Raw genomic sequence first — 25,323 nt, 5'->3', positions numbered from 1 at the left:
CGCATGACCCCCGACAACCCCGGCGGAACCCAGGACGGCGCCCTCGTGCTCCTCTCCGGCGGCCAGGATTCCGCCACCTGCCTCGCCTGGGCGCTCGACCGCTTCCCCCATGTCGAAACCCTCGGCTTCGACTACGGCCAGCGCCACCTCGTCGAGCTCAGCCTTCGCCCGACCCTCCGCGACGGCATCCGCGCCCTCGATCCCGCCTGGGCCGCCCGCCTCGGCGAGGACCACACCCTCTCCCTCGACGCCCTCGGCGCCCTCTCCGACACCGCCCTGACGCGCGAGACCGAGATCGCGATGAGGGCCGACGGCCTGCCCAACACCTTCGTTCCCGGCCGCAACCTCCTCTTCCTCACCCTCGCCGCCGCGCTCGCCTACCGCCGCGGCCTCCGCCACATCGTCGGCGGCATGTGCGAGACCGACTTCTCCGGCTACCCCGACTGCCGCGACGACACGATCAAGGCCCTCCAGGTCGCCATCAACCTCGGCATGAACCGCCGCTTCGTCCTCCACACCCCCCTCATGTGGATCGACAAGGCCGAGACCTGGCGCCTCGCCCAGCGCCTCGGCGGCGACGCCCTCGTCCGCCTCATCGTCGAGCACACCCACACCTGCTACCGCGGCGAGCGCGGCGCGATGCACCCCTGGGGCCACGGCTGCGGCACCTGCCCGGCCTGCGAACTCCGCGCGGCAGGGTGGGAAGGGTTCGTGAAGGCATAGCCGGCCCTCTCCCCCGGACCGGCCGAGGGCAGCGCCCTCGCCCATGCATTTTCCTGGTGTCCGAAGGTGATGCCCCAGGCGGGGAGGGCAGCGCCATTTTCGGAAACAGGCCGTAACCACGGCGGCTCCCCCCCGTTCTAGGCTACTCTTCTCCGGGTAGCCCTCTCGCAGACCGACCACGGTCCAGGCCGCCTCAACGACGAGACACCCCTGGCCGCGATGGGACGATGGAACGGGACAGCGACACCGAGCGCCTTCAGCTCGCCCTTGCCGCCGGCGCCATCATCGGCACCTGGTTCTGGGACCTCCCCAGCGACCGCTTCACAATCGACGAGGGATTTGCCCGTGCCTTCGGCATCGATCCCTCCCTCGGCCGGGCGGGGCTGAGCCTCCGGCAGGTCATCGACACCGTCCACCCCGACGACAAGCCCGGCCTCATCACCGCCATCGACGAAGCGATCGGTCGCGGCGGCCCCTATGCCCACCAGTACCGCGTCCGCCAGGCGGACGGCGAATACCACTGGATCGAGGCCAACGGCCGCGTGGACAAGGCGCCCGACGGCACCCCGCTCCGCTTCCCCGGCGTCCTCCTCGACATCGAGCAGCGCCGCGCCACCGAGGCCGAGCGCGACCGCGCCACCATCCTGCTGCGCAACTTCATCGAGGCCGTCCCCGGCGTCGTCTACGCCAAGGACCGCGAGGGCCGCATGCTCCTCGCCAACCGCGGCACCACCGAGCTGATCGGCAAGCCCCCCGAAGCCTATCTCGGCCGGACCGACGCCGAGTTCCTCGACGACAAGCCGCAGGCCGAGGCGGTCATGGCCAACGACCGCCGGGTCATGGACACCGGAAGCATGACCCAGTTCGAGGAGGAGGTCCGCCTCCCCGACGGCACCCACGCCGTCTGGCTCTCCACCAAGGCCCCGCTGCGCGACGACAGGGACGAGGTCATCGGCCTCATCGGCACCTCCATCGACATCAGCGCCCGCAAGGCCGCCGAGGGAGAGCAGCGGGCCCTCAACGCCCTTCTCGAACGCCGCGTCGCCGAGGCCATGGCCGAGCGCGCGAAGGCCGAGGAAACTCTCCGCCAGTCCCAGAAGATGGAGGCGGTCGGCCAGCTCACCGGCGGCCTCGCGCACGACTTCAACAACCTCCTCACGGGCGTCATGGGCTCGCTCGAACTCGTCAACGCCCGCATCGCCCAGGGCCGCATCAACGACGTCCAGCGCTACGCCGCCTCCGCCCTCGCGGCCGCCCAGCGCGCGGCCGCCCTCACCCACCGCCTCCTCGCCTTCTCCCGGCGACAGACGCTCGACCCCCGGCCCACCAACGTGAACCGCCTCGTCGCCGGCATGGAGGACCTCATCCGCCGCACCATCGGCCCGGCCATCCAGCTCGAGGTCATCGGCGCCGGCGGCATCTGGTCCACCCTCGTGGACCCGCCCCAGCTCGAGAACGCGCTCCTCAACCTCTGCATCAATGCCCGCGACGCCATGCCCGAGGGCGGCCGCCTGACCATCGAGACCGCCAACCGCTGGCTCGACGACAAGGCCGGCCTCGGCCGAGACCTGCCCCGCGGCCAGTATGTCAGCCTCTGCATCTCGGACACCGGCACCGGCATGTCGCCCGAGGTCATCGCCCGCGCCTTCGACCCCTTCTTCACGACCAAGCCCATCGGCAAGGGCACCGGCCTCGGCCTCTCCATGGTCTACGGCTTCGTCCGCCAGTCCGGCGGCACCGCCCGCATCTACGCCGAGGAAGGGGAGGGAACCATGGTCTGCCTCTACCTCCCTCGCCACTGGGAAGGAGAAGCGGCCGAAGACCCTCCCGAGCCCGCCGAGATCCCCCGCGGCACCAAGGGCGAAACCGTCCTCGTCGTGGACGACGAACCCACCGTCCGCATGCTCGTCATCGAAATCCTCGAGGACCTCGGCTACGCCGCCATCGAGGCCTCCGACGGCCGCTCCGGCCTCAGGATCCTGCAGTCGAGCATGCGCATCGACCTGCTCATCTCCGATGTCGGCCTCCCCGGCGGCATGAACGGCCGCCAGATGGCCGATGCCGCCCGCATCGGCCGCCCCGAGCTGAAGGTCCTCTTCATCACCGGCTTCGCCGAGAACGCGGTCGTCGGCCACGGCCAGCTAGACCACGGCATGCACGTCATGACCAAGCCCTTCGCCATGCAGGCCCTCGCCAGCCGCATCCGGGAGATCATCGGGGGAAGCCCCCCGCCCGCGTGAACCCCCGCCGGCGCCGGAGACGCCTCAGCGATGCCGCGTCCACGGCAGCGTCCGGCAGCAGGGCGTCCCCTCCACCGCCCCGCGCTCCGCCAGCCGCCCTGTCAGCTCCCCGAAATCCATGCCGTAGGGCAGGAGGCAGGTCGGCGCGATGAGCATCACCCGGTGCAGGTCCCCGATCCGCCCCAGCAGCCACCCGAGGTGGAGGCTCAAATCGATCCCCGAGCCCACCTTGCACCAGCCGAACCGCACCTGCTCCAGCATCATCAGCAAGGCCCATGAACCCGGCCGCTCCATGGCGGCGTCCGGATCGTGCAGCACCTCCTCCTCCGCCACCGTCGTGCCGGACCGCGCATCCGCCTGGATCACCCGCTGCCCCCTCACCCTCTCCCGCACGAGATCGAACTGCGGCTGTGCAAGGCTCACCGTCACCACCGCATCCGCCCGAACCTGCTCCGCCGCGCAGCGGCCGCGACCGCCCCCACCGTCACGAATCCCGCGAGCAGCGGCAGCAGCTTCTGCGTGAACAGCGGCGGCCCCGCCTTCGCCAAGCCCCAGGACACCGCGAGCAACCCGACCGGCCCGCCCTGGTCGTACAAGGGCAGTGGCCCGAACAGCCCCGAAAAGTCCCGGACGTGCTGGATGGAGACGCACAGCACCACGGAGAGCAGAAGCGACCAGCCCCCGTCCCGCCCTAGCCAATCAATCCTTGAATCTGCTGAGTAATGCCGGCGCACGCAAAATCGAAACGGAACGGTCCACCCACAGTATCTTTGATCGCCATAAGCGAATTCATCGGCTGCACCAGGAAAGAGCGCCCTGGATTCTCTCAACCACAACCTGCTTTCACGAAGCAGTGGCGGCGCTCACCTGGGATAATCTTGAGCCCTTCGGCCGCCAGAGAGGGCTCCGCCTTCTCCGGCCTCACCCGCCAGGAGCCTGGCTGTCGCGGAACCTTCCTGAAGGGACAATCGCCTTGGGGCGGCTATCCGAGGCGCAAAGGCCGAAAAAGCGCCCAAGCCTGAAAAGAAGATGATGGGGAAGGCCCCGGGAGAGGAAGAATTCCTTCTTCCTCTCCCGGGGCCGCCGGCGCCCGCCGCAAAGAAAAAGGGCCGCCCCAACCCGGGACGGCCCTTCCTTATCTAGATCCCGAAGCCAGGGATCACTCGTCCGTGGAGAGGTTCCGCCGGCGGATCGCGGCGCCCAGGATGTCGCCCAGCGAGGCCCCGCTGTCGGACGTCCCGAACTCCTTCACCGCCTCGCGCTCCTCCTCGATCTCCTTGCCCTTGATGGTCAGGGCCAGGCGGCGGGCGGCGCGGTCGATACCGGTCACCTTCGCATCGACCTTCTCGCCGATCGCGAACTTCTCGGGGCGCTGGTCGTTGCGGTCGCGGGCCAGCTCGGCGCGGCGGATGAAGCCCGTCAGGACCTCGTCGACCTTCACCTCGATGCCGTTGGCCTCGACCTTCGTCACGATGCAGGTGACGATCTCGCCCTTGCGCACCTTGTCCAGCACCTCGGCGGCAGGATCCGCCTCGAGCTGCTTGATGCCGAGCGAGATGCGCTCCTTCTCGACGTCGATATCAAGGACCTTGGCCTTGACCATGTCGCCCTTGTTGTAGTTCGCCATCGCCTGCTCGGGGCTGAGGTCCCACGACAGGTCGGACATGTGGACCATGCCGTCGATCTCCGGGGCCAGGCCGACGAAGAGCCCGAACTCGGTGATGTTGCGGATCTCGCCCTCGACGATCGTCCCGGGGGCATGGCTCTCCATGAACACCTCCCACGGGTTGCCCTGCGCCTGCTTGAGGCCGAGCGAGATGCGGCGCTTGGGCTCGTCCACGTCGAGGATGACCACCTCGACTTCCTGGGACGTCGCGACGATCTTGCCCGGATGGACGTTCTTCTTCGTCCAGGACATCTCGGACACGTGCACGAGGCCCTCGACGCCCGGCTCCAGCTCCACGAAGGCGCCGTAGTCGGTGATGTTCGTCACGCGGCCCGAGAACTTGCCCTGCACCGGGTACTTGGCGGCCACGCCCTCCCACGGGTCGGACATCAGCTGCTTCATGCCGAGCGAGATGCGCTGCGTCTCGGAGTTGAAGCGGATGACCTGCACCTTCACCGGCTGCCCGATCGTGAGCGCCTCGGAGGGATGGTTGATGCGGCGCCAGGCGATGTCCGTGACGTGCAGCAGCCCGTCCACGCCGCCCAGGTCCACGAAGGCGCCGTAGTCGGTGATGTTCTTCACCACGCCGTCGAGGATCATGCCCTCCTTCAGGCCCTGGATCAGCTCGGAGCGCTGCTCGGCGCGCGTCTCCTCGAGAACCGCGCGGCGCGACACCACGATGTTCCCGCGGGCGCGGTCCATCTTCAGGATCTGGAACGGCTGGGGCGAGCCCATCAGCGGCCCGACATCGCGCACGGGGCGGATATCGACCTGGCTGCCCGGAAGGAACGCGACCGCGCCGCCGAGATCGACGGTGAAGCCACCCTTCACGCGCCCGAAGATAACGCCGTTCACGCGCACCTGCGCCTGGAACTGCTTCTCGAGGTTCGTCCAGGCCTCCTCGCGCCGCGCCTTCTCGCGCGAGAGCACGATGGAGCCGTCGCGGTCCTCATAGCGCTCGACGAAGAGCTCGATCAGGTCGCCCGGCTTGACCTCGGGCTTCTGGCCCTGGGCCGCGAACTCGCGCAGGGGAACGCGCCCCTCGCTCTTCAGCCCGACATCGACGACCGCGACGTCGTCATCGATGCGGATCACCTTCCCCGTGACGACGGAGCCGGCAAAACCGGTATCGGCGCCCAGCGTCTCGTCGAGAAGGGAGGCAAAATCCTCGCCGCCGGCCATGGGCCGATCGAGGGTGGTGGCAGATGCCATGTAGCGTTGTGTTCCTGGAAGGCGGGGCATGACGCGCCGCCTGGGTCCTGCGCCCCACCCCTCTGCCGCCGCTCGCGGCCGGCTGGATGGCACGTCTTGCCCGGTCGGGCCTGTTCGGGAAACACCCGGGTATGGGTGCGCGACCGGGGGCATCGCCACCAGTCACCGGCCCCATTAAGCGATCCAGCCCCCCGCTTGCAAGGGAAAGCCGCCCTGGAGAGGGCTCCGCCCTCTCCAAACCTCACCCGCCAAGGGCCTGAGGCCCCTGGACCCCATCTGTCCGCCCTTCCTGAAGGGGCAGTCGCCTCGGGTCCACGACCCGAGGCGCACCGGCCGCAAAACAGCCCCACCAGAGAGAAAAAGATGAGTGGGGGTCCGGGGGAGAGAATTCATTCTCTCCCCCGGAGTCACCCGCGCCGCCCCCTCAAACCGAGAGCCGTGCCTGCACCAGCGTCCAGGCCGCCTGGAACGCCGCCTCCGCGTCCAACTCCGTCGTATCCAGCAGCAGCGCGTCCTCCGCTGGCCGCATCGGCGCCACGTCGCGCGCCGCGTCGCGGGCGTCCCGCAGCGCCATCTCCGCCGCCACCTCTTCCAGCGGCACCGTCTCGCCCCGCCCGGCGCGTTCCAGCCACCGCCGCCGCGCCCGCGCCTCGGGGGAGGCCGTGACGAAGAGCTTCACCCGCGCGTCCGGGCAGACCACCGTGCCGATGTCGCGCCCGTCCATCACGCCGCCCTTGCGCGCCGCGAAGTCCCGCTGAAAGTCGAGCAGCGCCGCCCGCACCGCCGGCTGGGCCGCCACCTGGCTCGCCCCCTGGTCCACGTCGGGCCCGCGCAGGTCGCCGCGCTCGAGGTCGGAGGGGTCAAGCCCCCGCGCCGCCGCCTCAGCCGCCGCCGAGTCGGTCGGCAACCCGCCGCCGAGCAGCACCCGCCGCGCCACCGCGCGGTAGAGCAGGCCGGTATCGAGATAGGGCAGCCCCATCTCCCGCGCGAGCCGACGCGCCAGCGTCCCCTTGCCCGCCGCCGCCGGCCCGTCCACCGCGACCACCACGGGATCCACCAGCCCCTCCGGCGCCCCAGCCTCGCTCAAGCCGCACCTCCCTCGAAGGGCGCGATCGCGTCGCCGCCCGCGAGCCCGTTCATCATCCCGACGAAGCCGGGGAAAGAGGTGTCGATGAACCCCGTGTCGTCGACCGAAACCGGCCGCGCCGCCGCCAGCCCCATCACCAGCGCCGACATCGCGATCCGATGGTCCATATGCGTCGCGACGGAACCACCCCCCGGTTCTCCCCCCGGCGCGGGCGCCCCATCGCGCGCGATCACCAGGTCATCCCCCTCCACCGAGGCCGGAACGCCCGAGGCCGCCAGCAGCGCCACCGTCGCCGCCAGCCGGTCGCTCTCCTTCACCCGCAGCTCGCCCAAGCCCCGCAGCCGCGTCGTCCCGCGCGCGAAGGCCGCCGCCACCGCCAGAACCGGATACTCGTCGATCATCGAGGGCGCCCGGCTCCCCGGCACGTCCACCGCCCGCAAGGCGGAATACCGGGCGGTCACGTCCCCCACCCTCTCCCCACCCTCGACCCGCTCGTTCGAGACGGTGAGATCCGCCCCCATTTCCAGCAATGTCGCGAAAAGCCCCGTCCGCAGCGGATTGAGCCCTACCCCCTCCACCGTCACCTCGGAACCCGGCACCAGCAGCGCCGCGACAAGCGGGAACGCCGCCGAGGAGGGGTCCGCCGGCACTGCCACCGGCGCCGCCCGCAGCTCCGGCTGACCCTCCAGCTCGATCACCCGCCGATGCCCCTCGGCCTCCACGCGCACCACCGCCCCGAAGTGCCGCAGCATGTTCTCGGTGTGGTCCCGCGTCGCCTCCGGCTCCACCACCCGCGTGATCCCCCGCGCGCAGAGCCCGGCCAGCAGCACCGCCGACTTCACCTGGGCAGAGGGCACCGGCAGCGTGTAGTCCAACGGCATCGGCTCGGCCGCCCCCTCCACCGCCAGCGGCAGACGCCCGCCCGCGCGCCCCGTGAAGCGCGCCCCGCAGGCCGAGAGCGGCTCCGTCACCCGCCGCATCGGCCGCCCGCGCAGCGAGGCATCGCCCGTCAGCACCGCGAAGACCGGATGCCCTGCCAGCAACCCGCAGATCAGCCGCGCCGCCGTCCCCGAATTGCCCATGTCCAGCACGTCCGCCGGCTCCACCAGCCCGCCGACCCCGCGCCCCGCCACCCGCCAGTGCCCCGGCGCCACCCGCTCCACCTCCGCGCCCAGCGCGCGCATGGCGGCGGCGGTGCGGAGAACGTCCTCCCCCTCCAGCAACCCCGTGATCTCGGTGGAGCCCACCGCCAGCGCCCCGACCATGAGCGCGCGATGGGAAATGGACTTATCGCCCGGTACGGAAACCCGCCCCGCCAACCCCTGCCCCGGCGCCGAGGCCCGCATCGGCGTCGCGCCGGCGGCCGCGCCATGGCCGGCGGAGGGGGAAGGGGGCCTGGGGTCGATCATGTGATCGGGCATGCGCAGCCCTCGCATCCGGAATGGGCCGCCGCGTTTGACACGCCAGGGCCCCCATGGCAATGCGCGCCGCCCTTCACCGAAACCCGGCGCCCCGCCCTCGCGGCGGGCCCATTCGAGGCGTCCCGATGGCCAAAGCCGAACTCGGCCTCAAGCGGACCTGCGTTGCCTGCGGCGCCCGCTTCTACGACCTGGGCCGCAGCCCCGCCGTCTGCCCCAAATGCGGCACCGAGCAGCCCGCCGAGCAGCCCCGCGCCAAGCGCGTCGCCGCCCCCCTGCCGGAGGAGAAGCCGCGCAAGCGCGCCGCCGTGGAGGGCGCCGACGCCGACGACGTCGAGGTCGAGGACACGGAGGCCGATGACGTGGCCGACGCCGAGGACCTCGACGAGGACGAGGACATCGCCGAGGAGATCGGCGTCGAGAGCGACGGCGACGAAGAGACCTGACGCACGCTCCGGGGGGCCACCGCGCCCCCCGGACCCCGCGGCCCTATCCCCCGCGCATCCGGTGCCAGGCCGCAAGCACCGCGTCATAGGGCAACGCCGGCACCTCCCGCAGCCGCCAGCGCAGGTCGCTGAACCCCGGGCCCGACACCGCCGCCCGACCCCCCGCCACCCGCAGGCCGAGCAGCCGCAGCAACAGCGCGCAGCGCCGCAGGTGATAGCCGGACGAAACGGCGTAAACCGGCCCTCGCCTCCCCCGCAGCATCGCCGCCACCGCCCGCGCGGAGGACAGCGTGTCCGTCCCCGTCGGCTCCTCCAGGATCCGCTCCGCCGCGATCCCCCAGTCCCGCAACAACTTCGCCATGACAGCGGATTCCGCCGGCCCGTGCCGCCCCTGGCCGCCCGTCGGCACGAAGACCGCCCCCTCCAGCCTCTCCCCCAACTCCACCGCCGCCGCCACGCGCCGCTGCATCGTCTGGCTCGGCCGCGCATCCGGCCGCACCGCCGCCCCGAAGATCACAATGACAGGCTGCTCATTCATGCAGCGCTCAACCGGCGAAGCGGCGCGAGGTGTCCTCCCGTCCTGGCCTTTTTTGCCCTGCGCCCCCAGAGAGGGCTCCACCCTCTCCGGACCTCACCCGCCAAGGGCCTGAGGCCCCTGTACCCCCATCCGGCTGTCGCGGCACCTTCCTGCTCGTTCCAGTCGCCTCGGGTCGTTGACCCGAGGCGCACCGGCCGCAGAGCATTCTCAAGTCAAAGAAAAAGATGATGGAGAGGGGTCTGGGGAAGGGAAGAATTCCTTCTTCCTCTCCCCAGCACCACCGGCACCGCCCTTGACCCACCGTGTTGATACCAACACATCCTCACGCATGACCCAGCCCGTCCCCTTCGAGACCACCGCCGAGGTCCGGGACGGCTGCCTCTGCCTGCACGCCCAGCGCGCCGCCCGCGCCCTCGCCCGCCGCTTCGACGAGGCGCTGCGCCCCCACGCCATCACCAACCAGCAGTTCTCGCTGCTCATGTCGCTGAACCGCCCCGAGCCGCCCACCATGGCCCCGGTTGCCCAACTCCTCGCCATGGACCGCACCACCCTCACCGCCGCCCTCAAGCCGCTGGAGCGCCGCGGCCTCGTCAGCGTCGAGCCCGACGCCAGCGACCGCCGCAACCGCCGCCTGCGCCTCACCGAGGCGGGCCACGCCCTCCTGCTCGACGCCCTCCCGGCCTGGAGAAGGACCCACGCCGAACTCGAGGCCGCCCAGCCCGGGCTCGACATGCCCGGGCTCCGCGCCTCCCTTCGCGCGATCTCCTGACGCCCACCCCGGCGAACCCGGGGAAGCGGCACCCGCCTCGGTTACCGCCCCGGCGCCGCCAGCGTCACCCGGTTCGTCGGCTCCATCGCCCGCCACAGCGCCGCCATGTCGCGGGCCACCTGCGCGGCCGGCGCGCCCCCCGCCTCCACCGCCCGCGCGATCTCGGCCATCGTCGCCCGCCCATCCACCCGCGAGAGAACCGCCGCGGCCAGGGGCGGCACGGGAAGCACCACCCGCAGCCCGTCGAAGGTGATCGCCAGGCTCCCGCCCCGCGCCCCCTTCGCCCAGCTCGCCCCATCGCCCCCGCGCAGCACCGGCACCGCCAGGGGATCCTCCCAATCCGCCCGCACCGCCGCGTCCTCCCCGCGCGCGAGATAGGCGATGTGGATCCCCATGTTCCCCGCCAGCGCCTCCGCCAGCGCCGCCCGCTCCACCATCCCCATCCCGGCCGTCCGCGCCCGCAGCCGTGGGTCCGGCAGCAGGTAGTCCGGGTCGTAGCGCACCGGCTCCACCAGGGTCGAAATCCGCAGCCCCGCCGCCTCCACCAGCGCCGCCAGGGCCGGCACCGTGAAGGCCACGTCCCGCGGGTTCAGCAACAGGTCGTAGAGCCCGGGATCCCCGCCCCCCTGCGGCAGCGGCAGATGATCCGTAATCCAGGGGTTCTTCCGCAGCCAGGCCGTCTCCGGCAGGTGCCGCATCACCCGCTTCGCCACATCGACCCGCGCCACCGGCGGCTCCTCCACCGGTGCCAGCATCCGCAGCGCGTCCTGCAACATGTAGACCCCGGTCCGCCCGTGGGGCGCATAGACCATGATCCCCATGCCACCCCCCGGCGCCAGCACGCGCGAAAGCCCCCGCAACCCCGCCAGCGGGTCCGGCAGGTGGTGCAGCACCCCGCAGCAATCGACGTAGTCGAACACCCCCATGTCAGGCAGGTCGAGGATCGACCCCTCGACAAACCGGATGTTGGAAAGCCCCCGCGCCGCCGCGCGCGCCTCCGCGACCTTCCGCGCCGCGCCCGAGCGATCCAGCCAGACCACCTCCCCCGGCCGCCCCGCCCAGGCCATCTGCTGCGCCAGCATGATGGCCCCGTCCCCGGTCCCACCCCCGGCCACCAGCGCCCGCATCGGCAACCCCGCCGGCCGCCTGGCCCCGAACACCCAGTGGTCCACCTCCGCCAGATTGGACGGACTCCCCACGATCAACCGCTTCGCCTCGTCCCGCGCATCCCGCGCCGGATAGGGAAGCGCCTCGTACTGAGCGGCTAGCTGGGCATCGGTCTCGTCGGGCATGGCCACGGGAATAGGGCGCCGCGCGCGACCTGCCAAATGCCGGCGCCCTTTGCCCCGGGGAGAGGAAGAAGGAATTCTTCCCTTCCCCGAACCCCTCACCATCATCTTTGTCTTCGATTTTAGGATGCATTGCGGCCGTGCGCGTCGGGTCCATGACCCGAGGCGACTGCACGGGCAGGAATGGCGCCAAAAGAGCACCAGCCCTCGATCACCGCATCCGCGACAGCCCGATGGGGTTGCAAGGGCCTCAGGCCCTTGGCGGGAGAGGTCTGGAGAGGGCAGCGCCCTCTCCAGAGGCCACCATCGCCAACCCTCCCGACGAAGACGACCACGCATGCAGTCCCAGCGGTTGAACAGCGCCCACCAAGGGGACTATCTCCGCCCCCATGATCCGTCCCTTCCTCGCCCTCTCGGCCCTGTTCCTCGCCCTACCGGCCGTCGCCCAGACGCGCAACGCCGCGCCCGCCGCGGCGCCGGCCGAGAAGCCAGCGCAAGGGGCTGCACAGGCGGCCGCCGGCCCGCAGCGCCTCGGCACCTTCGGGGAATGGACCGCCGCCACCCACACCGAGGGCAGCAGCAAGATCTGCTACGCCTTCACCCGCCCGGACGGCAACGCGAACGCCCTTCTCACCGTCACCCACCGCCCCCAGGGCCGCGACCAGGTCGCGCTCCGCCTCGGCCGCGCCTTCCCGCGCAACGCCGAGGTCACGGTCGATGTCGGCGACAAGGACCTCAACTTCTACACCTCCGGTGACAACGCTTTCGCCCGCGACGGCCGCGCGACCGTGAGCGCCTTCCGCGGCGGCCGCGACGCCGTGGCGAAGAGCCCCGCCGCCAACAACCGCAGCACGACCGACACCTTCTCCCTCCAGGGCTTCACCGCCGCCTACGACGCGATCTCGCGCGAGTGCCCGGCCGAAGCCCCCGCCAGGCGCCGCCGTTGAACCACATCGCCACCCCCACCGCCGCTCTCCCCGTCGCCGATCTGACGGAGGCCGAGCGCGCGCGCATCCTCGCCAAGGCCGCGATCTTCGCCCCGCCCGCGCAGGCGGACGCGGAGGGCCGCCGCGACCTCGTCGGCCTCACGCGGGAGGAACTCGCGGCCGAGATGACGGCGATCGGCGAGAAGCCCTTCCGCGCGAAGCAGCTCTGGCACTGGATCTACCACCAGGGCACCCGCGATTTCGCGGCCATGACGAGCATCGCCAAGCCCCTCCAGGCAAAGCTCGCCGAACGCTTCACCATCGGCCGCCCCGAGATCACGACGGAGCAAACCAGCACCGACGCCACCCGCAAGTGGCTCTTCCGCATGCGCGACGGCCAGCAGGTCGAAACCGTCTATATCCCCGACGACGATCGCGGCGCCGTGTGTATCTCCACCCAGGTCGGCTGCACCCTCTCCTGCCGCTTCTGCCACACCGGCACCCAGCGCCTCGTCCGTAATCTCTCCGCCGGCGAGATCGTCGGTCAGTTCATGGCCGCCCGTGACAGCTACGGCGAATGGCCGACCCCCCAGTCCGAAGCCCCGCGCCTGCTCTCCAACATCGTCGTCATGGGCATGGGCGAACCCCTCTACAACTACGAGGCGGTGGCCAAGGCGCTCCGCATCGCCATGGACAACGAGGGCATCGCCCTCTCCCGCCGCCGCATCACCCTCAGCACATCCGGCGTCGTCCCGATGATGGACCGCGCGGGCGCCGAGCTCGGCGTCAACCTCGCCGTCTCCCTCCACGCGGTGACGAACGAACTCCGCGACGAGATCGTGCCGCTGAACCGCAAATACCCGATCGAGGAACTCATCGCCGCCTGCCGTCGCTACCCCGGCGCCAGCAACGCCCGCCGCATCACCTTCGAGTACGTCATGCTCGACGGTGTCAACGACAGCGACGCCGAGGCCCGCGAGCTCATCCGCCTCCTCGAAGGCCTGCCCGCCAAGATCAATCTCATCCCCTTCAACCCCTGGCCCGGCTCCCCCTACGCCACCAGCAAGCGCGCCCGCATCGAGCGCTTCGCCAACATCCTGAATGAGGCCGGCCTCTCATCCCCCGTCCGCCGCCCCCGCGGCCGCGACATCGCCGCCGCCTGCGGCCAGCTCAAGACCGAAAGCGAGCGCGCCCGGAAGACACCTAGCATGGTCTGAACGATTCCGTTCCAATTGTCGAACCATTTAACAGTTTTGAGACGAGCCTGGGGAATTTCAGCGTAAGCCATTGATTATGCTTGCGGCACATCTGTTGCAATAAAGACCTCCACACCGCGCTGCGGACCTTGTTCCGCAGCCGGTGTCCGCCGCAACAGCCGGAAAAAACCCGGCAGGAGGATCCTTTGAAGACACCCGCACGCTTCCTGACCATCGCCGCCACGCTCGCCGCCATGGCCCTCGGTACCCAGGCCCAGGCCGCCATCACCTATGCCGGCAACTTCAGCGGCAACGACTGCCAGGGTGGCGGCTTCGCGAACTGCTACGCCACCACCGCCGGTGTCACCGACGACGCCAGCAGCGGCGGCTCGCCCACCATCTACAAGAGCGACTTCGGTGGCGGTGCAGACTTCGGCCGCTTCGGCAGCATCACCGGCAACGAGTTCAGCATCAGCTACACCTCGGTCGGCAACACGCTGTCCTTCACCTACACCCCCGGCGCGAACGACCCGGAGATCCACTACATCACCATCAAGCAGGCGAACGGCTACGCGCTGTTCTACGACCTGAGCAGCCCGATCACGAGCGGCACCTTCGCCCTCTCGACCTACTTCCCGAACAACCCGGGCTACTCGCACATCACCTTCTACGACACCGGCTCCACGCCCACGCCGCCCGTGACGCCGGTGCCCGAGCCCGCCTCCCTCGCCCTCTTTGGCGCGGGCCTCCTCGGCCTCGGTGCGATCCGCCGCCGCAACAAGGCCTGAACGGCCCCGATTGGGGAGAGGGAGAAGACATTCCCCTCTCCCCAGACCCGTCGAAGCCAGTGCCTCCGGCGCATCGTCTTTTTCCCCGAGCGGCCGCTTCTTCGCGCCTCAGGTCATGAACCCGGGGCGACCGCGTAGGGCAGGAAACATCCAGGCCAGCCAGAAGGGGCGCGGCGAAACCGGGCGGACCTCAAGCGCTTGCCGCGCCGTAGGACCATCATGCGCCGGTAATCGCCCCGTGCCGCCGCCGAATGGCGCTCGGCACCTCCGCCGGCAAGAATCCGGCTATCCTGCGCCGCCTGATGACCAGGACACCCACCGCGGCCTCCCCGATGCCCGAGCTCCCCGACCACGTGCACCTCGTGCGCGACGAGGCGAGCGGGATCGAAGCGGTCCGGGCCCGCTTCGCCGCCCATGCCTACGACGCCCATCGCCACGACGACTGGCTGGTCGGCGTCACGGAGCGCGGGGTGCAGGACTTCCTCTGCCGCGGCGCGCGCCAGCGCAGCACCGCCGGGCGCATCATCCTGATCGAGCCCGACGAGGTCCATGACGGACAGGCCGGCGCGCCCGGCGGCTTCGCCTACCGCATGCTGTACCTGCCCCAGCACTGGTTGCGGAGCGGACTGGCCGATGGGGGCGGCGGCGATCCCGGCTTCGCGACCTGCCTGAACGACGACCCGGCCCTCGGGGCCGCCATCCACGCGGCCAGCGCCGCCCTGTCCCGGCCGGGCGAGCGCCTGGCAACCGACGCCGCGCTGGACGCGGTGCTGCACCGGCTTCGTCCCCATCTCGGCCGTCCGGAACGGAGCATGGCGGCACGCCGCGACGGCCAGGTGGCGCGTCGCGCAAGGGAGGTCCTGCACGACGCCCTCGCGGCGAACCCCGGCGCGGATACCCTGGCGCGGTCGGCAGGCGCCGCGGACCGCTTCCATCTCGCCCGCTCCTTCCGGGCAGCCTACGGCACCTCACCCCACGCCTACCTCATCCAGATCCGCCTCGTGCGGGCGCGCCACCTCCTGGCGGGCGGGGAGCGGCCGGCGGACGTCGCCGCGGCCTGCGGCTTCGCGGATCAGAGCCATCTCGGCCGCCGCTTCCGCCGCGCCTACGGCCTGACCCCCGCCGCCTACCGCGCTTTGTGCACAGGCGTTCCAGACAGAGTGGCCGGAAACGCCTGACATGCCCGCCCGACCCGCGGAGAGGGCAGCATGGTGTTCGATACGAAAGTGGCCATTCTCGTGCTGGACGATCTCGCCGTCTGGCAGAAGCTCAACGTAACCGCGTTCCTGGCCACCGGGATTGCCGCGGCCGCCCCCGAGGCGATGGGGGAGCCCTACGAGGATGCGGCGGGCCGCCCCCATGCCCGCCTGCTGGGCCAGCCCATGCTGATCTTCGCGGCCGGTCCCGAGGTGCTCCAACGCGCCTTCAGGCAAGCCATCGAGCGGAACCTGACCCGCGCCGTCTACGTCCGGGCCATGTTCTCGACCGGACACGACGCGGCGAACCGCGACGCCTTCCGGGCCGAGCCGCCGGACGCGCCGGACCTCGTCGGCCTCTCCCTCCGCGGCCCCAGGAAGGATGTGGACAAAGCCACAAAAGGCGCCGTGCTGCACGCCTAGGCCTCGCTCGGGCCAGGCGCAGCCTCGGATGGTTCGCCTCCCACCAGCCGCCTGCCCAACTGTCCCGCCTGCAAGCGGACCAGCTTCTCCCGACCGAAGTCCATCTCTCAAAGAAGCGCCGAGGGGGTCCGCCTCAGGCCAAGGCCGGTCACCCGAAGCCGACCGCCCCCTCCCCGCCTGACCCCACCCCGCCGGCACCACCACGGCACCGGCCGGGAGGGAACCAACCCCTCACCCCACCCGGCGCCCTCGCCGCAACCCAACCCCGGCAAGCCCCGCCATCCCCACCAGCAGCAGCCCGAGCGAAGCCGGCTCCGGCACCGCCACCGTCGAGGGCACGATCTGCCCGCGGACCTCGCCCCCGGGGAACTGAACCGTGTGAAGGTTGATGTAGGAAAGCCCGCCGAGAAGGTTCGAAAGCTGCGCCGTCAGCGTCGTGTTGTTCCCCTCCGGCGCATCCCACTTCCCGCTGATCGTCCCCCCAACCCCACTGGCGAACGGCGTGACCACCACGTCATTCGGGTTGTTGTCGTTCAGCGGAGCCCCGAAAAACCCCCAGACCACCGGCCCATTCACGCCCGGAGGCCCCGGCGCATGAATATGCCCCGCCACGAGGTTGTCGTTCACATCACCCGTCTGGCTGCCCGTGAAGTCGATGTTATTGACCGTCGCGGTCATCGTCATCGCCGTCTGCGCGTCGTTCAGCACGAAACTGGCCGTCCCGAACGAGGCCGGCCGCGCCGCCCCCGTGCTGAGCGTCGGCACCGCCGGCGGATTCTCCTGCGAATTCGTCAGATTGGCCGTGAGAATGACGGCGGCATGACCACTCCCGGCCCCCAGCAGGGCCAGCGGCAAGGCGGCGAGAAAGGCACGAAGGCGCATGGTCGGTTTTCCTTCCCTGGCAACGTTGCTTGCTCTTCTGCGGCTCTTCCCCGGAACGCCGTGCTGAACCGGCCCATCCCGGACGCTAATGCTTAGCGGCCGATCAGTTCTGTCAGGTGACACAGTCCCGCGACCACGGCGGTCGTCGCCCTCATGGTCGTGGCCTCGGCCGGCCTCCCATGGGCGGGCGTGCCGGGGCTGGTGCGATAGGTGCGGCCGGGAAAAGCCGGCTGATCGGGGGCCGGCGCGGGCGACTCGTGGGAGGCGCCGCCTCCCACACCCTCCGCCGGGGACTTTTGGTCCCCGGACCCCTAAGCAATTAGCTGTATGCACGACTATGCAAAGGTTGCCTTACTGTTGATGCGAGTTATCGAAATTTCCTAACGCCGATTTCGACGTCTCCATCTTGCCAATAAACCTACTTGCCATGAAGCTGGTGAGCATGTGCCACCAGTAGGATGCAATCGTGGAAGCATATACTGAGGCAGAAAAGCGTGCGGTCCAAGCCACGACGCTCAGCGCCTTCCCCTTGAATTTTGATGACGTGCGACGCACCGTTTACGAAATTCTACAAAGATTTCCTGGCAAGTTCTTTTCAGATTATACTCGTCACGACTTCAAGCATGTATCACGCATGCTCGAAAGTCTCTCGTGGCTGATACCAACTAAGACAGCACTGGCTATGTCGCATGCTGAGTGGATGATGCTGGTCTTGTCGATCTATCTGCATGATATTGGGCTCATTATTACAGAAGACGAATTTTTCCATCGCGACAAGTCCAACTTTCCTTCCTTTAAGATGGAAAGTCTCATTGGGGATGGAGCGAATGTGGAGTATGCCGCCAAGATAAAAGCCTTGCCTGAAGTTGAACTAGATCGTTTCCTTTACCAGGAATTTGTCAGAAAAAATCATGGTGCCAGAGCACGAGCTTGGCTTGAAGGTCGCCATGATCAGGGACTTGGATTTGCGCTTGGTATTACAGATGAGCTACAGCGGCTGTTTAGTTCCCTGCCATCAGACGTGCGCACCGATCTTGGAATTTTGTGCGAGAGTCATGGATTGGACGACTTAGAGGATCCGGAAAAGTACAGGCTGAACCATCCATATGGAAACAATCCTCAAGAAAGCGTTAATCTACAATATATAGCAGTAATGCTCAGGACTGCAGATCTGATGCAGATCACGAGTGATAGAGCTCCATCTACATTATTTCGCCTCATAAACCCCTCTGACCCTGTAAGTCAGCGGGAATGGAGCAAGCAGGCAGCCGTTCGATCGGTGCGACCGCAACTTGGGCGCGATAACGACGGCAATGTAAGTGAAACAGCACCGACCTCGATCATTGAAGTGTTCGCCAGATTTAAAGACGCTAACGGCTATTTCGGATTGACATCCTATCTGAGGTATGCCGAGGGGCAACTTCGCTTATCTCATGATGTGGTAGAGCGTGCAAAGCGTCACGTCGTAAAAAGTTATGACTTTCCCTGGAAAACTATCGACATATCTCGTATAGAGGCCGAAGGTTTTCTCAAGGAAACTTTCGGCTTTGAGCTAGATCAACAAAAAATTCTTGATCTACTGACGGGCCACACGTTGTATAATGATAGTACAGTTGCTCTAAGGGAACTTGTGCAAAACGCCATAGACGCAGTGCGCCTTCAAGCGTCGATTTCCGAAACCGATTCTAGAGCTACCGGGAAAATAACTATCACTTGGAACGGCACGGACAATGAGCTTGAGGTGCGCGATAATGGCACTGGAATGACACAAGCAATTGTTACGAATCACCTGCTGAAGGTGGGATCGTCAAGATATCAAGATGGCAAATTCAAAGAAGATTATCCTGCATTTTCCCCCATTAGCCGCTTTGGCATCGGGGTGCTTTCCGCATTCATGATTGCGGACTCTGTTGAAATTGTAACCTGCTCGGACGATGAAGAAGAAGGTAGGCAGATCTCGCTTCGCTCAGTTCATGGTCAATATCTCATAAAGCTTTTGAAAAAACATTCAGATCCGGCTGCGCTTGCGCTAGGTTCCCGCGGAACCGCATTTCGGCTGCGACTACGCGCCACAGCATCAAAGGTTGATGTGCTAGCGACTGTGCGACAATGGATACAATATCCGCGGTGCCAAGTATGCGTAGTAATTGACGACCAGCCACCCGTTCAGGTGGGCTTTGATGATCCAAAGCAAGCTCTAGAAGCACTTCTTGCTTCCGGTGCGATGCGTGGGCGAGTTGGTGATGCTGAAACTAGAGTCGTACAACGTAAAATTGATGGCCTTACCTTAGCGTATGCAGTGACCCACGATGCGTTTTTCCGCAGCTGGGGCTTCGTTGCGGGACTCGAAAAGGAGGAAGCTGAAAGCCTAGCGCATCTTCCGGCAGGCATGTCCATCGAAGGTATTGCAGTCTCCTCCGCCAGCCCGGGCTTCGCGGGCCGTCCGATACTTTCTTGTGCAGATTTAATCGGGCCTGGCGCACCTCGCACAAATGTTGCGCGTTCAGCCATCGAAGAAACACCAGAACTCACCCAATATATCGAAAAAATTTATCAATGTTACTTTAACCAAGTTGCAGATGAAGCGCGTCGCTTGCACGATGAAGAAGCCTACTCCACCACTCGTGCCACGGGCGAAATACCCTTTCTGGCTAGCCCTCTCATGAACCCACAGAGTGGTCGAGTGTTGCGGGAAGATTTGTACCAACAATCTGCCGCTGCCCTCCCCCTTTTCTTGGTGGAAAATGAGCAACATCGGACGGTCGAGTCCCTTAATGATTTGCTAAGTAGAAAGGTTTTTTGGACAACGGATTCTCTGCTAGTTCAGTCAGTCGAGCATCTTATTAGAGAAGCGCATTCGGACCTAACGGCTGAGCCGTTCCTTCGGTCGGCAGAACAGAACTACGGAGGTGCTAACCGATTTCCTAGGGTTTGCAATATGTCTGAAAATATTAGTATTGTGCCAGCTGTTCTTGCGAATTTTGAAATTGGAAGAATATTGGCGGATCCGCGCACTAGGCGTTTGGATCTAGAGTGGACGCGCGCCGGCGAAGAACGCCGCTGGATAACAGCGAACGATGTTTACCGGCAACTGCGAAATACCGCCGTGCGGCAGCTTTATCGCTCTACTCTGGAGCGTACGGATCCTTACGGCTCTTATGGCTTTTCTCGACGCTTTGGAAGCGTTGTTGGACGCAACACTTTTTGTGTTGCTTCTGGCATCGTTGAGGTTGCGGGGCTGGAGCAGTACACATCTTTCGACACGCTTAGTTCATTCTATGTCTTGCCGGATCGGCCGGTAACTAATTTTCTGCACGAATTGTTCACGAGAGACGATGACGAGGAAAAGTTTCGAGGTCTGCTATACGCGGATGTTTTCCGCCAGTTGGTGCGCTTCCGGCCAATAAAGCCGAGAGCTGCCGCAGCTGTTGCTGAACGCACGCTCCGAGATCTTAGCTCTAAAATTTATCCTCGAGAGCTGCCAGACGCCCCGGATTTTATTTCTATGCTTCAAGCGAGCGACGACAATTTAAGCACTTTTAATCCCTTTGCGTGGGGACAAAGGAGTGTGGAAGAATAATGTCATGTGGGATTTTAAGGCAAACCGCACTCGCGAGAAGAATAGGCGCACCTCTCTTATGAAGTGGGACGATTTACCAAGAACACCTGCCGGGATCTTTGATCTTATAGAGGCGAATATCAACGCACACATATCGTGGTATAGGCGAAAGAAACGGCGGGTGCAAATCTACGCACTAGGGATTAGAACGCTCTCCATTGCTCTCTTTTTCGCCGGCACTCTTGCGCCGTTTCTTCCCGCCACAACACTCGGGTACGATTTCAAAACTCTGGGGTATTTTCTCTTCGGCATCAGTGGAGCTCTGATGCTCTTTGATAGAACATTTGGCTTCACCTCATCGTGGTCACGTCTGCTCAAGGCTGCACTACTCTTGGAAGCGAAGCAACTTGAGTACCGACTTCAATGGAGCGCTCATCGCGCTACTTCGGGAAACGCGACCAATGTTGAAAGCGCGGTAAGTCTTGCCACCGCGCAGTCTCGGGAAATACAACAAATTATTGACGTTGAAACGGCAAGTTGGTCTCTCACCACCGATAAAGCATTAGCCGGAATCTCAGAAGCTAGTCGCAGCAGGCCTACGAATTGAAATACCCGATCGTTCTCACCACCAAGTCGCATCTCTTGACATAAGGACTAAATTCCTCTACCCCTCGCCTCCCCAACCGAAGCGCAGGCACCACCCATGTCCCGCCTCACCCCACCCCACCCCCACACCCCCCTCTCCGACGACGCCTGGCTCGCCCTCGCCCCCTACGTCCTCCCCCGCGCTCCCCAGGGCCGCCGCATCCCCGACCTCCGCCACCGCATGAACGCCCTCTTCCACCTCGCCTCCACCAGCGGCGACCCCTGGAAGAGCCTCCCGCCGGAATACGGCAACCCCCAGACCGTCGCCCGCTTCTTCCGCCGCCTCACCCACGCCGGCCTCTGGCACCGCCTGCTCGAAGCCCTCGCCAAAGCCCCCGCCAACCACCCCCTCCGTGCCATCGAGCACGCCATCTGCCGCGCCACCCGCCGCGCGGCCCGCCTCGGCGGCATGCCCTTGCTCCTCCTCATCCGCCGGCTCGGCCTCCGCTCCGCCCTCAACGGCCCGCCCTGGCTCCTCCCCGACCCCCTTTTGTCCGAAACCCTCGCCCGCCTCCCGCTCCCCCGCCTCGAACCCACCGCCGCCAGCATCGAAGCCCTCCGCGCCCACCTGAAATCCCGCGAAGCCCTCTCCAAGGCCGCCCTCGGCCGCCGCCACATGCCCCGTACCGTCCGCTGGGCCTGGCCCTGATGCCCCCCGGCCCCCGCCCAACCCCCAAAAACCCCCGCGCCACACCCCGCCGCGCGAACCGCGCCCCCCCAAACCCCACCTTGCCGCCGCCGCCGCGCTGCGGCACATCCGGGCCACCAACGAACGCCCGCGCCGGGCGCGCACCACGCGCCACCCCGCCGCGCCCGCGTCGAAGCACAAGGCAGGGCCACCCCGCCCGCCCGAACCCCGGAAGGTTCCCCCTGATGTCCGTGAAAGACGTGAAGAAGGTCGTCCTCGCCTACTCCGGCGGCCTCGACACCTCCGTCATCCTCAAGTGGCTCCAAACCACCTACGGCGCCGAGGTCGTCACCTTCACCGCCGACCTCGGCCAGGGCGAGGAACTCGGCCCCGCCCGCGAAAAGGCCCGCCTCCTCGGCATCAAGGAGGAGAACATCCACATGGAAGACCTGCGGGAGGAATTCACCCGCGACTTCGTCTTCCCCATGTTCCGCATGAACGCCCAGTACGAGGGCTGCTACCTCCTCGGCACCTCCATCGCCCGCCCCCTCATCAGCAAGCGCCAGATCGAGATCGCCGAGAAGGTCGGCGCCGACGCCGTCAGCCACGGCGCCACCGGCAAGGGCAACGACCAGGTCCGCTTCGAGATCGCCTACTACGCCCTCAAGCCCGACGTGAAGGTCATCGCCCCCTGGCGCGAGTGGGACCTCACCTCCCGCACCCGCCTCCTCGAATTCGCCGAGGCCCACCAGATCCCCATCGCCAAGGACAAGCGCGGCGAAGCCCCCTTCAGCGTCGACGCCAACCTCCTCCACAGCAGCAGCGAGGGCAAAATCCTCGAGGAGCCCTGGGACGAGCCCCCCGAGCTCGTCTGGCAGCGCACCACCAGCCCCATGGACGCCCCCGACCGCGTCACCGAAATCACCATCGAGTTCGAGCGCGGCGACGCGGTGGCCATCAACAACGAGCGCATGACCCCCGCCACCCTCCTCACGAGGCTCAACGCCCTCGGCAAGGAGAACGGCATCGGCCGCCTCGACCTCGTGGAGAACCGCTTCGTCGGCATGAAGTCCCGCGGCGCCTACGAAACCCCCGGCGGCACCATCCTCCACACCGCCCACCGCGCCATCGAGAGCATCACGCTGGACCGCGAGGCCGCCCACCTCAAGGACAGCCTCATGCCCCGCTACGCCGAGCTCATCTACAACGGCTTCTGGTTCTCCCCCGAGCGCCGCATGCTCCAAGCCATGGCCGACGCCAGCCAGGCCAGCGTCACCGGCGAGGTCCGCCTCAAGCTCTACAAGGGCAACGCCATCGTCACCGGCCGCCGCAGCCCCAACAGCCTCTACAGCATGAAGCACGTCACCTTCGAGGACGACCAGGGCGCCTACGACCAGTTCGACGCGCAAGGGTTCATCAAGCTCAACGCCCTGCGCCTCCGCCTCGGCGCCATGGCCGGCCGGCGTGGCGGCGCCCTCTAGCGCCCCTCAACCCCGCGCGGGGGGCAACCCCCGCGCGCTCACCTTCCGCCCAAACGCACGCAAACCCCTGGCCGCCCCGGCAACCAGCAAGGCCAGCCCAGGCTCACCCGCGAAACCAGCGGCACCGCCCCCGCCGCCAGCCCCTCCACCGGCGGCACGAAATCCCGCCGCAGCGCCAGCACCCGCACCCCCTGCGGCACCGGCCAGAGCCGCATGTCCAGCACGTTGCGAAGCTCCCCCGCCGCGTCCCGGTGCACGACGCTCATGTCGAAGTAGCTCTCGGCCATCCCCGGCACCGGCCCGGCCACCTGCAGCCCCCGCCAGGCCGCCTCCCCCCGCGCGGCCGCCGGCATGATCCGCACCGAGAGCACCAGCAGGATCGCCGCCGAGGCCGCCGGCAGAGCCCATCCGCCCCGCCACCGCACCGCCTGCACCAGCCCCACCCAGGCCAGCAGCGCGAAGCCCGGCATCATCCACTTGAAATAATGGAGGTTGAGGTAGCGCCAGAGCCCCGTCGGCAGCAGGTCCACATAGGCCGTGTAGAAGGCGAGATGCGCGAGCATGGCCGCCGCCAGCACCGCCAGCACCGCCCCCCGCGTCACCGCGAAGGGCAGCAGGATCAGCGCAAGCCCGACCCAGGGGTACCGCGCCATCAGCCCCTGCCCATCCCCCCACCAGGGCTGGGGCGCGACGAGCAGCGTGAAGGCCTTCCACCCGAAGGCGTGGAAGGAGAGCCCGACCTTCCCTGACCACTGCATGTAGGGCGAGGGCCCCGCCCCGTGGACGACGAGGTGCAGCCCGAGCCCCGCCGCCGCGACGACGAGGCCCCCCGCCGCCACCCCGGCCACCGTCCGCCACGGCAGCGCCCGCCGCGCCCAAGCCTCATGCAAGGCCACCCCGGCGAGGATGATGAGCGCGGGCAGCATGTCGCTCGGCCGGAACAGCCCGACGAGGGCCGCCACGGCCCCGATGGCCAGCGGCATCCGGCGCCCCGCCATGTGCCCCGCCGCCAGCATCAGCAGCACCCAGAGCGCCGCGCTAGCCGGGGAGGTATTCCAGGGCACCGTCCAGCAGCGGAGCAGCAGGCTGTCCGCCGCCGCGCTGCCGAGGAAGAGCGCCGCCGCCGTCCAGGCGCCCACCCCGACGCGCCCCGCGAAGCCGAGAAAGGCGAGGCCCGTCACCAGCAGCGCCGCGAGGTTCACGGGAAAGAAGGGATGGTCCGGCAGCCACCGGGCGAAGGGGGCGCCGAGCAGGGCGTAGCCCATCGGGTACCAGTGCCGGGCGGAGAGGAGATCGCCTTCCGCGAAGCCCCTGGCGGAGGCGAGGTAGTGCCCCTGGTCCCACCAGCCCCACCAGCCCTCGGGCGTGTCGTTGCCGGGCATGGCCGGTTCGTCCAGATAGGCGAGCACATAGAGCAGCGTCAGCAGTACGAGCAGGACCGCTGCCGGCACGCGCCGGTCGCGGAGAAGGGCAGGAGGTCGGAGCATGAGCGATGGTTGCCACAGGAGCACCGCGGCCACAGCCCCCGCCCTCTACATTCCCCCAGCCTTCCGCGAGGAGGACCCGGCGGTGTTGCACGGCCTTATCGCGGCCTCGCGCCTCGCGCTGCTGACCAGCAACGGGCCGGATGGCGTGCCGATGGTGACGCCGCTGCCGCTCGTGCTGGACGGCGACTACCTCCTCGGCCATCTCGCGCGCGCCAACCCGCACTGGCGGGCGCTGGCCGCGGTGCCGCGGGCGCTCGCGGTCTTCATGGGGGCCGAGGCCTATGTCTCGCCGGGCTTCTACCCCTCCAAGGCGGAGCACGGGCGGGTGGTGCCCACCTGGAACTACGAGGCGGTAACGGTGGAGGGCGCGGTCGAGGTCTTCGAGGACCCGGCCCGGCTGCTCGACGCCGTCACCCGCCTGACGGGGCGGCACGAGGCGGGACGGGCGGAGCCCTGGGCGGTCTCGGACGCGCCGGCCCCTTTCACCGAGGCGCAGCTGAAAGGGATTGTCGGCATCCGCCTCCTGGCCGAGCGGGTGCTGGGCAAGCGCAAGCTCTCGCAGAACCGCTCGGCACCGGACCGCGAGGGCGTGCGCGAGGGCCTCGCCGCGAGCGCCGACCCGCGCGACCGGGCGGTGGCGGAGGCGATGGGCCGCGGCTGACCCACCGCAGGGCGGGCACGCCGCGGGGCGCGACGGGCACGCCGCGGGGCATGGGCGCCATGC

Annotated in this window: 23 protein-coding genes; 14 read left to right on the top strand and 9 right to left on the bottom strand. The window is 67.8% G+C overall.

Annotation, left to right across the window (positions count from 1 at the left end):
* Nucleotides 1-3 precede the first annotated feature (3 nt).
* On the top strand, nt 4-723 hold the full coding sequence (gene queC / locus D9599_RS03990; protein WP_198379939.1) for a 7-cyano-7-deazaguanine synthase QueC: 720 nt from the start codon (nt 4-6) through the stop codon (nt 721-723).
* Nucleotides 724-950: 227 nt separating this feature from the next.
* Nucleotides 951-2,963, top strand: coding sequence for a PAS domain-containing protein (locus D9599_RS03985; protein WP_198379938.1), 2,013 nt, complete (start codon nt 951-953; stop codon nt 2,961-2,963).
* 24 nt (nt 2,964-2,987) lie between these two features.
* Here D9599_RS03985 and D9599_RS03980 read toward each other — a convergent pair whose 3' ends face one another.
* The 5 genes from D9599_RS03980 to aroA form a co-directional block, all read right to left on the bottom strand.
* Nucleotides 2,988-3,392, bottom strand: coding sequence for a hypothetical protein (locus D9599_RS03980; protein WP_198379937.1), 405 nt, complete (start codon nt 3,390-3,392; stop codon nt 2,988-2,990).
* Nucleotides 3,389-3,697 (bottom strand): hypothetical protein, encoded by a 309-nt coding sequence (locus D9599_RS03975; RefSeq protein WP_198379936.1) that lies wholly within the window; start codon nt 3,695-3,697, stop codon nt 3,389-3,391. The genes D9599_RS03980 and D9599_RS03975 overlap by 4 nt, the downstream gene beginning before the upstream one ends.
* A gap of 425 nt (nt 3,698-4,122) precedes the next feature.
* Nucleotides 4,123-5,841 (bottom strand): 30S ribosomal protein S1, encoded by a 1,719-nt coding sequence (rpsA, locus tag D9599_RS03970; protein WP_198379935.1) that lies wholly within the window; start codon nt 5,839-5,841, stop codon nt 4,123-4,125.
* Between the two features lie 424 nt (nt 5,842-6,265).
* Nucleotides 6,266-6,901: a d(CMP) kinase gene (locus tag D9599_RS03965; RefSeq protein WP_198380140.1), complete on the bottom strand. Its 636-nt coding sequence runs from the start codon at nt 6,899-6,901 to the stop codon at nt 6,266-6,268.
* Nucleotides 6,902-6,924: 23 nt separating this feature from the next.
* On the bottom strand, nt 6,925-8,337 hold the full coding sequence (gene aroA / locus D9599_RS03960) for a 3-phosphoshikimate 1-carboxyvinyltransferase (RefSeq protein ID WP_375373034.1): 1,413 nt from the start codon (nt 8,335-8,337) through the stop codon (nt 6,925-6,927).
* A gap of 137 nt (nt 8,338-8,474) precedes the next feature.
* Between aroA and D9599_RS03955 the strand changes: the two genes are divergently transcribed.
* Nucleotides 8,475-8,792, top strand: coding sequence for a TIGR02300 family protein (locus tag D9599_RS03955; protein ID WP_198379934.1), 318 nt, complete (start codon nt 8,475-8,477; stop codon nt 8,790-8,792).
* A 43-nt stretch (nt 8,793-8,835) separates the two neighbouring features.
* On the opposite strand, the gene D9599_RS03950 is transcribed toward D9599_RS03955, so the two are convergent.
* The gene (locus D9599_RS03950; protein ID WP_198379933.1) at nt 8,836-9,330 is read right to left on the bottom strand and encodes a YdcF family protein; all 495 of its coding nucleotides are present in this window, start codon (nt 9,328-9,330) and stop codon (nt 8,836-8,838) included.
* 328 nt (nt 9,331-9,658) lie between these two features.
* On the opposite strand from D9599_RS03950, the gene D9599_RS03945 reads away from it, so the two are divergent.
* Nucleotides 9,659-10,099: a MarR family winged helix-turn-helix transcriptional regulator gene (locus D9599_RS03945; RefSeq protein WP_198379932.1), complete on the top strand. Its 441-nt coding sequence runs from the start codon at nt 9,659-9,661 to the stop codon at nt 10,097-10,099.
* Nucleotides 10,100-10,140: 41 nt separating this feature from the next.
* On the opposite strand, the gene D9599_RS03940 is transcribed toward D9599_RS03945, so the two are convergent.
* Entirely contained in the window at nt 10,141-11,391 is a 1,251-nt protein-coding gene (locus D9599_RS03940; RefSeq protein WP_198380138.1) for a class I SAM-dependent methyltransferase, read from the bottom strand.
* Nucleotides 11,392-11,777: 386 nt separating this feature from the next.
* Here D9599_RS03940 and D9599_RS03935 point away from each other — a divergent pair, with 386 nt between their 5' ends.
* The 5 genes from D9599_RS03935 (at nt 11,778) to D9599_RS03915 (ending at nt 15,917) form a co-directional block, all read left to right on the top strand.
* The gene (locus D9599_RS03935) at nt 11,778-12,335 is read left to right on the top strand and encodes an invasion associated locus B family protein (protein WP_198379931.1); all 558 of its coding nucleotides are present in this window, start codon (nt 11,778-11,780) and stop codon (nt 12,333-12,335) included.
* Nucleotides 12,332-13,531 (top strand): 23S rRNA (adenine(2503)-C(2))-methyltransferase RlmN, encoded by a 1,200-nt coding sequence (gene rlmN, locus D9599_RS03930; RefSeq protein WP_198379930.1) that lies wholly within the window; start codon nt 12,332-12,334, stop codon nt 13,529-13,531. Before D9599_RS03935 ends, rlmN begins: the two co-directional genes overlap by 4 nt.
* Before the next feature lie 185 nt (nt 13,532-13,716).
* On the top strand, nt 13,717-14,298 hold the full coding sequence (locus D9599_RS31135; protein WP_232480120.1) for a PEP-CTERM sorting domain-containing protein: 582 nt from the start codon (nt 13,717-13,719) through the stop codon (nt 14,296-14,298).
* A 332-nt stretch (nt 14,299-14,630) separates the two neighbouring features.
* Entirely contained in the window at nt 14,631-15,476 is an 846-nt protein-coding gene (locus D9599_RS03920) for an AraC family transcriptional regulator (RefSeq protein ID WP_198379929.1), read from the top strand.
* A gap of 30 nt (nt 15,477-15,506) precedes the next feature.
* Nucleotides 15,507-15,917 (top strand): DUF2000 domain-containing protein, encoded by a 411-nt coding sequence (locus tag D9599_RS03915; RefSeq protein WP_198379928.1) that lies wholly within the window; start codon nt 15,507-15,509, stop codon nt 15,915-15,917.
* Nucleotides 15,918-16,148: 231 nt separating this feature from the next.
* On the opposite strand, the gene D9599_RS03910 is transcribed toward D9599_RS03915, so the two are convergent.
* The gene (locus D9599_RS03910; RefSeq protein WP_198380137.1) at nt 16,149-16,799 is read right to left on the bottom strand and encodes a CHRD domain-containing protein; all 651 of its coding nucleotides are present in this window, start codon (nt 16,797-16,799) and stop codon (nt 16,149-16,151) included.
* A gap of 466 nt (nt 16,800-17,265) precedes the next feature.
* Here D9599_RS03910 and D9599_RS03905 point away from each other — a divergent pair, with 466 nt between their 5' ends.
* The 4 genes from D9599_RS03905 (at nt 17,266) to D9599_RS03890 (ending at nt 23,112) form a co-directional block, all read left to right on the top strand.
* Nucleotides 17,266-20,379 (top strand): ATP-binding protein, encoded by a 3,114-nt coding sequence (locus D9599_RS03905; protein WP_198379927.1) that lies wholly within the window; start codon nt 17,266-17,268, stop codon nt 20,377-20,379.
* A gap of 4 nt (nt 20,380-20,383) precedes the next feature.
* Entirely contained in the window at nt 20,384-20,965 is a 582-nt protein-coding gene (locus D9599_RS03900; protein ID WP_309228530.1) for an SLATT domain-containing protein, read from the top strand.
* Between the two features lie 96 nt (nt 20,966-21,061).
* Nucleotides 21,062-21,652: a transposase gene (locus D9599_RS03895; RefSeq protein WP_198379925.1), complete on the top strand. Its 591-nt coding sequence runs from the start codon at nt 21,062-21,064 to the stop codon at nt 21,650-21,652.
* Nucleotides 21,653-21,876: 224 nt separating this feature from the next.
* On the top strand, nt 21,877-23,112 hold the full coding sequence (locus D9599_RS03890; RefSeq protein ID WP_198379924.1) for an argininosuccinate synthase: 1,236 nt from the start codon (nt 21,877-21,879) through the stop codon (nt 23,110-23,112).
* 38 nt (nt 23,113-23,150) lie between these two features.
* Here the strand turns inward: D9599_RS03890 and D9599_RS03885 are convergent, their stop codons facing one another.
* Complete coding sequence (locus tag D9599_RS03885) at nt 23,151-24,599, bottom strand: hypothetical protein (RefSeq protein ID WP_198379923.1); 1,449 nt, start codon at nt 24,597-24,599, stop codon at nt 23,151-23,153.
* On the opposite strand from D9599_RS03885, the gene D9599_RS03880 reads away from it, so the two are divergent.
* Nucleotides 24,598-25,260: an FMN-binding negative transcriptional regulator gene (locus D9599_RS03880; RefSeq protein ID WP_198379922.1), complete on the top strand. Its 663-nt coding sequence runs from the start codon at nt 24,598-24,600 to the stop codon at nt 25,258-25,260. The two genes, D9599_RS03885 and D9599_RS03880, sit on opposite strands and share 2 nt — an antisense overlap.
* Nucleotides 25,261-25,323 lie beyond the last annotated feature (63 nt).

The organism is Roseomonas sp. KE2513 (genome assembly GCF_016107305.1).
In the GTDB taxonomy this organism is placed as follows: Bacteria; Pseudomonadota; Alphaproteobacteria; order Acetobacterales; family Acetobacteraceae; genus Roseomonas.
This window is presented reverse-complemented; position numbering and strand designations above follow the sequence as displayed.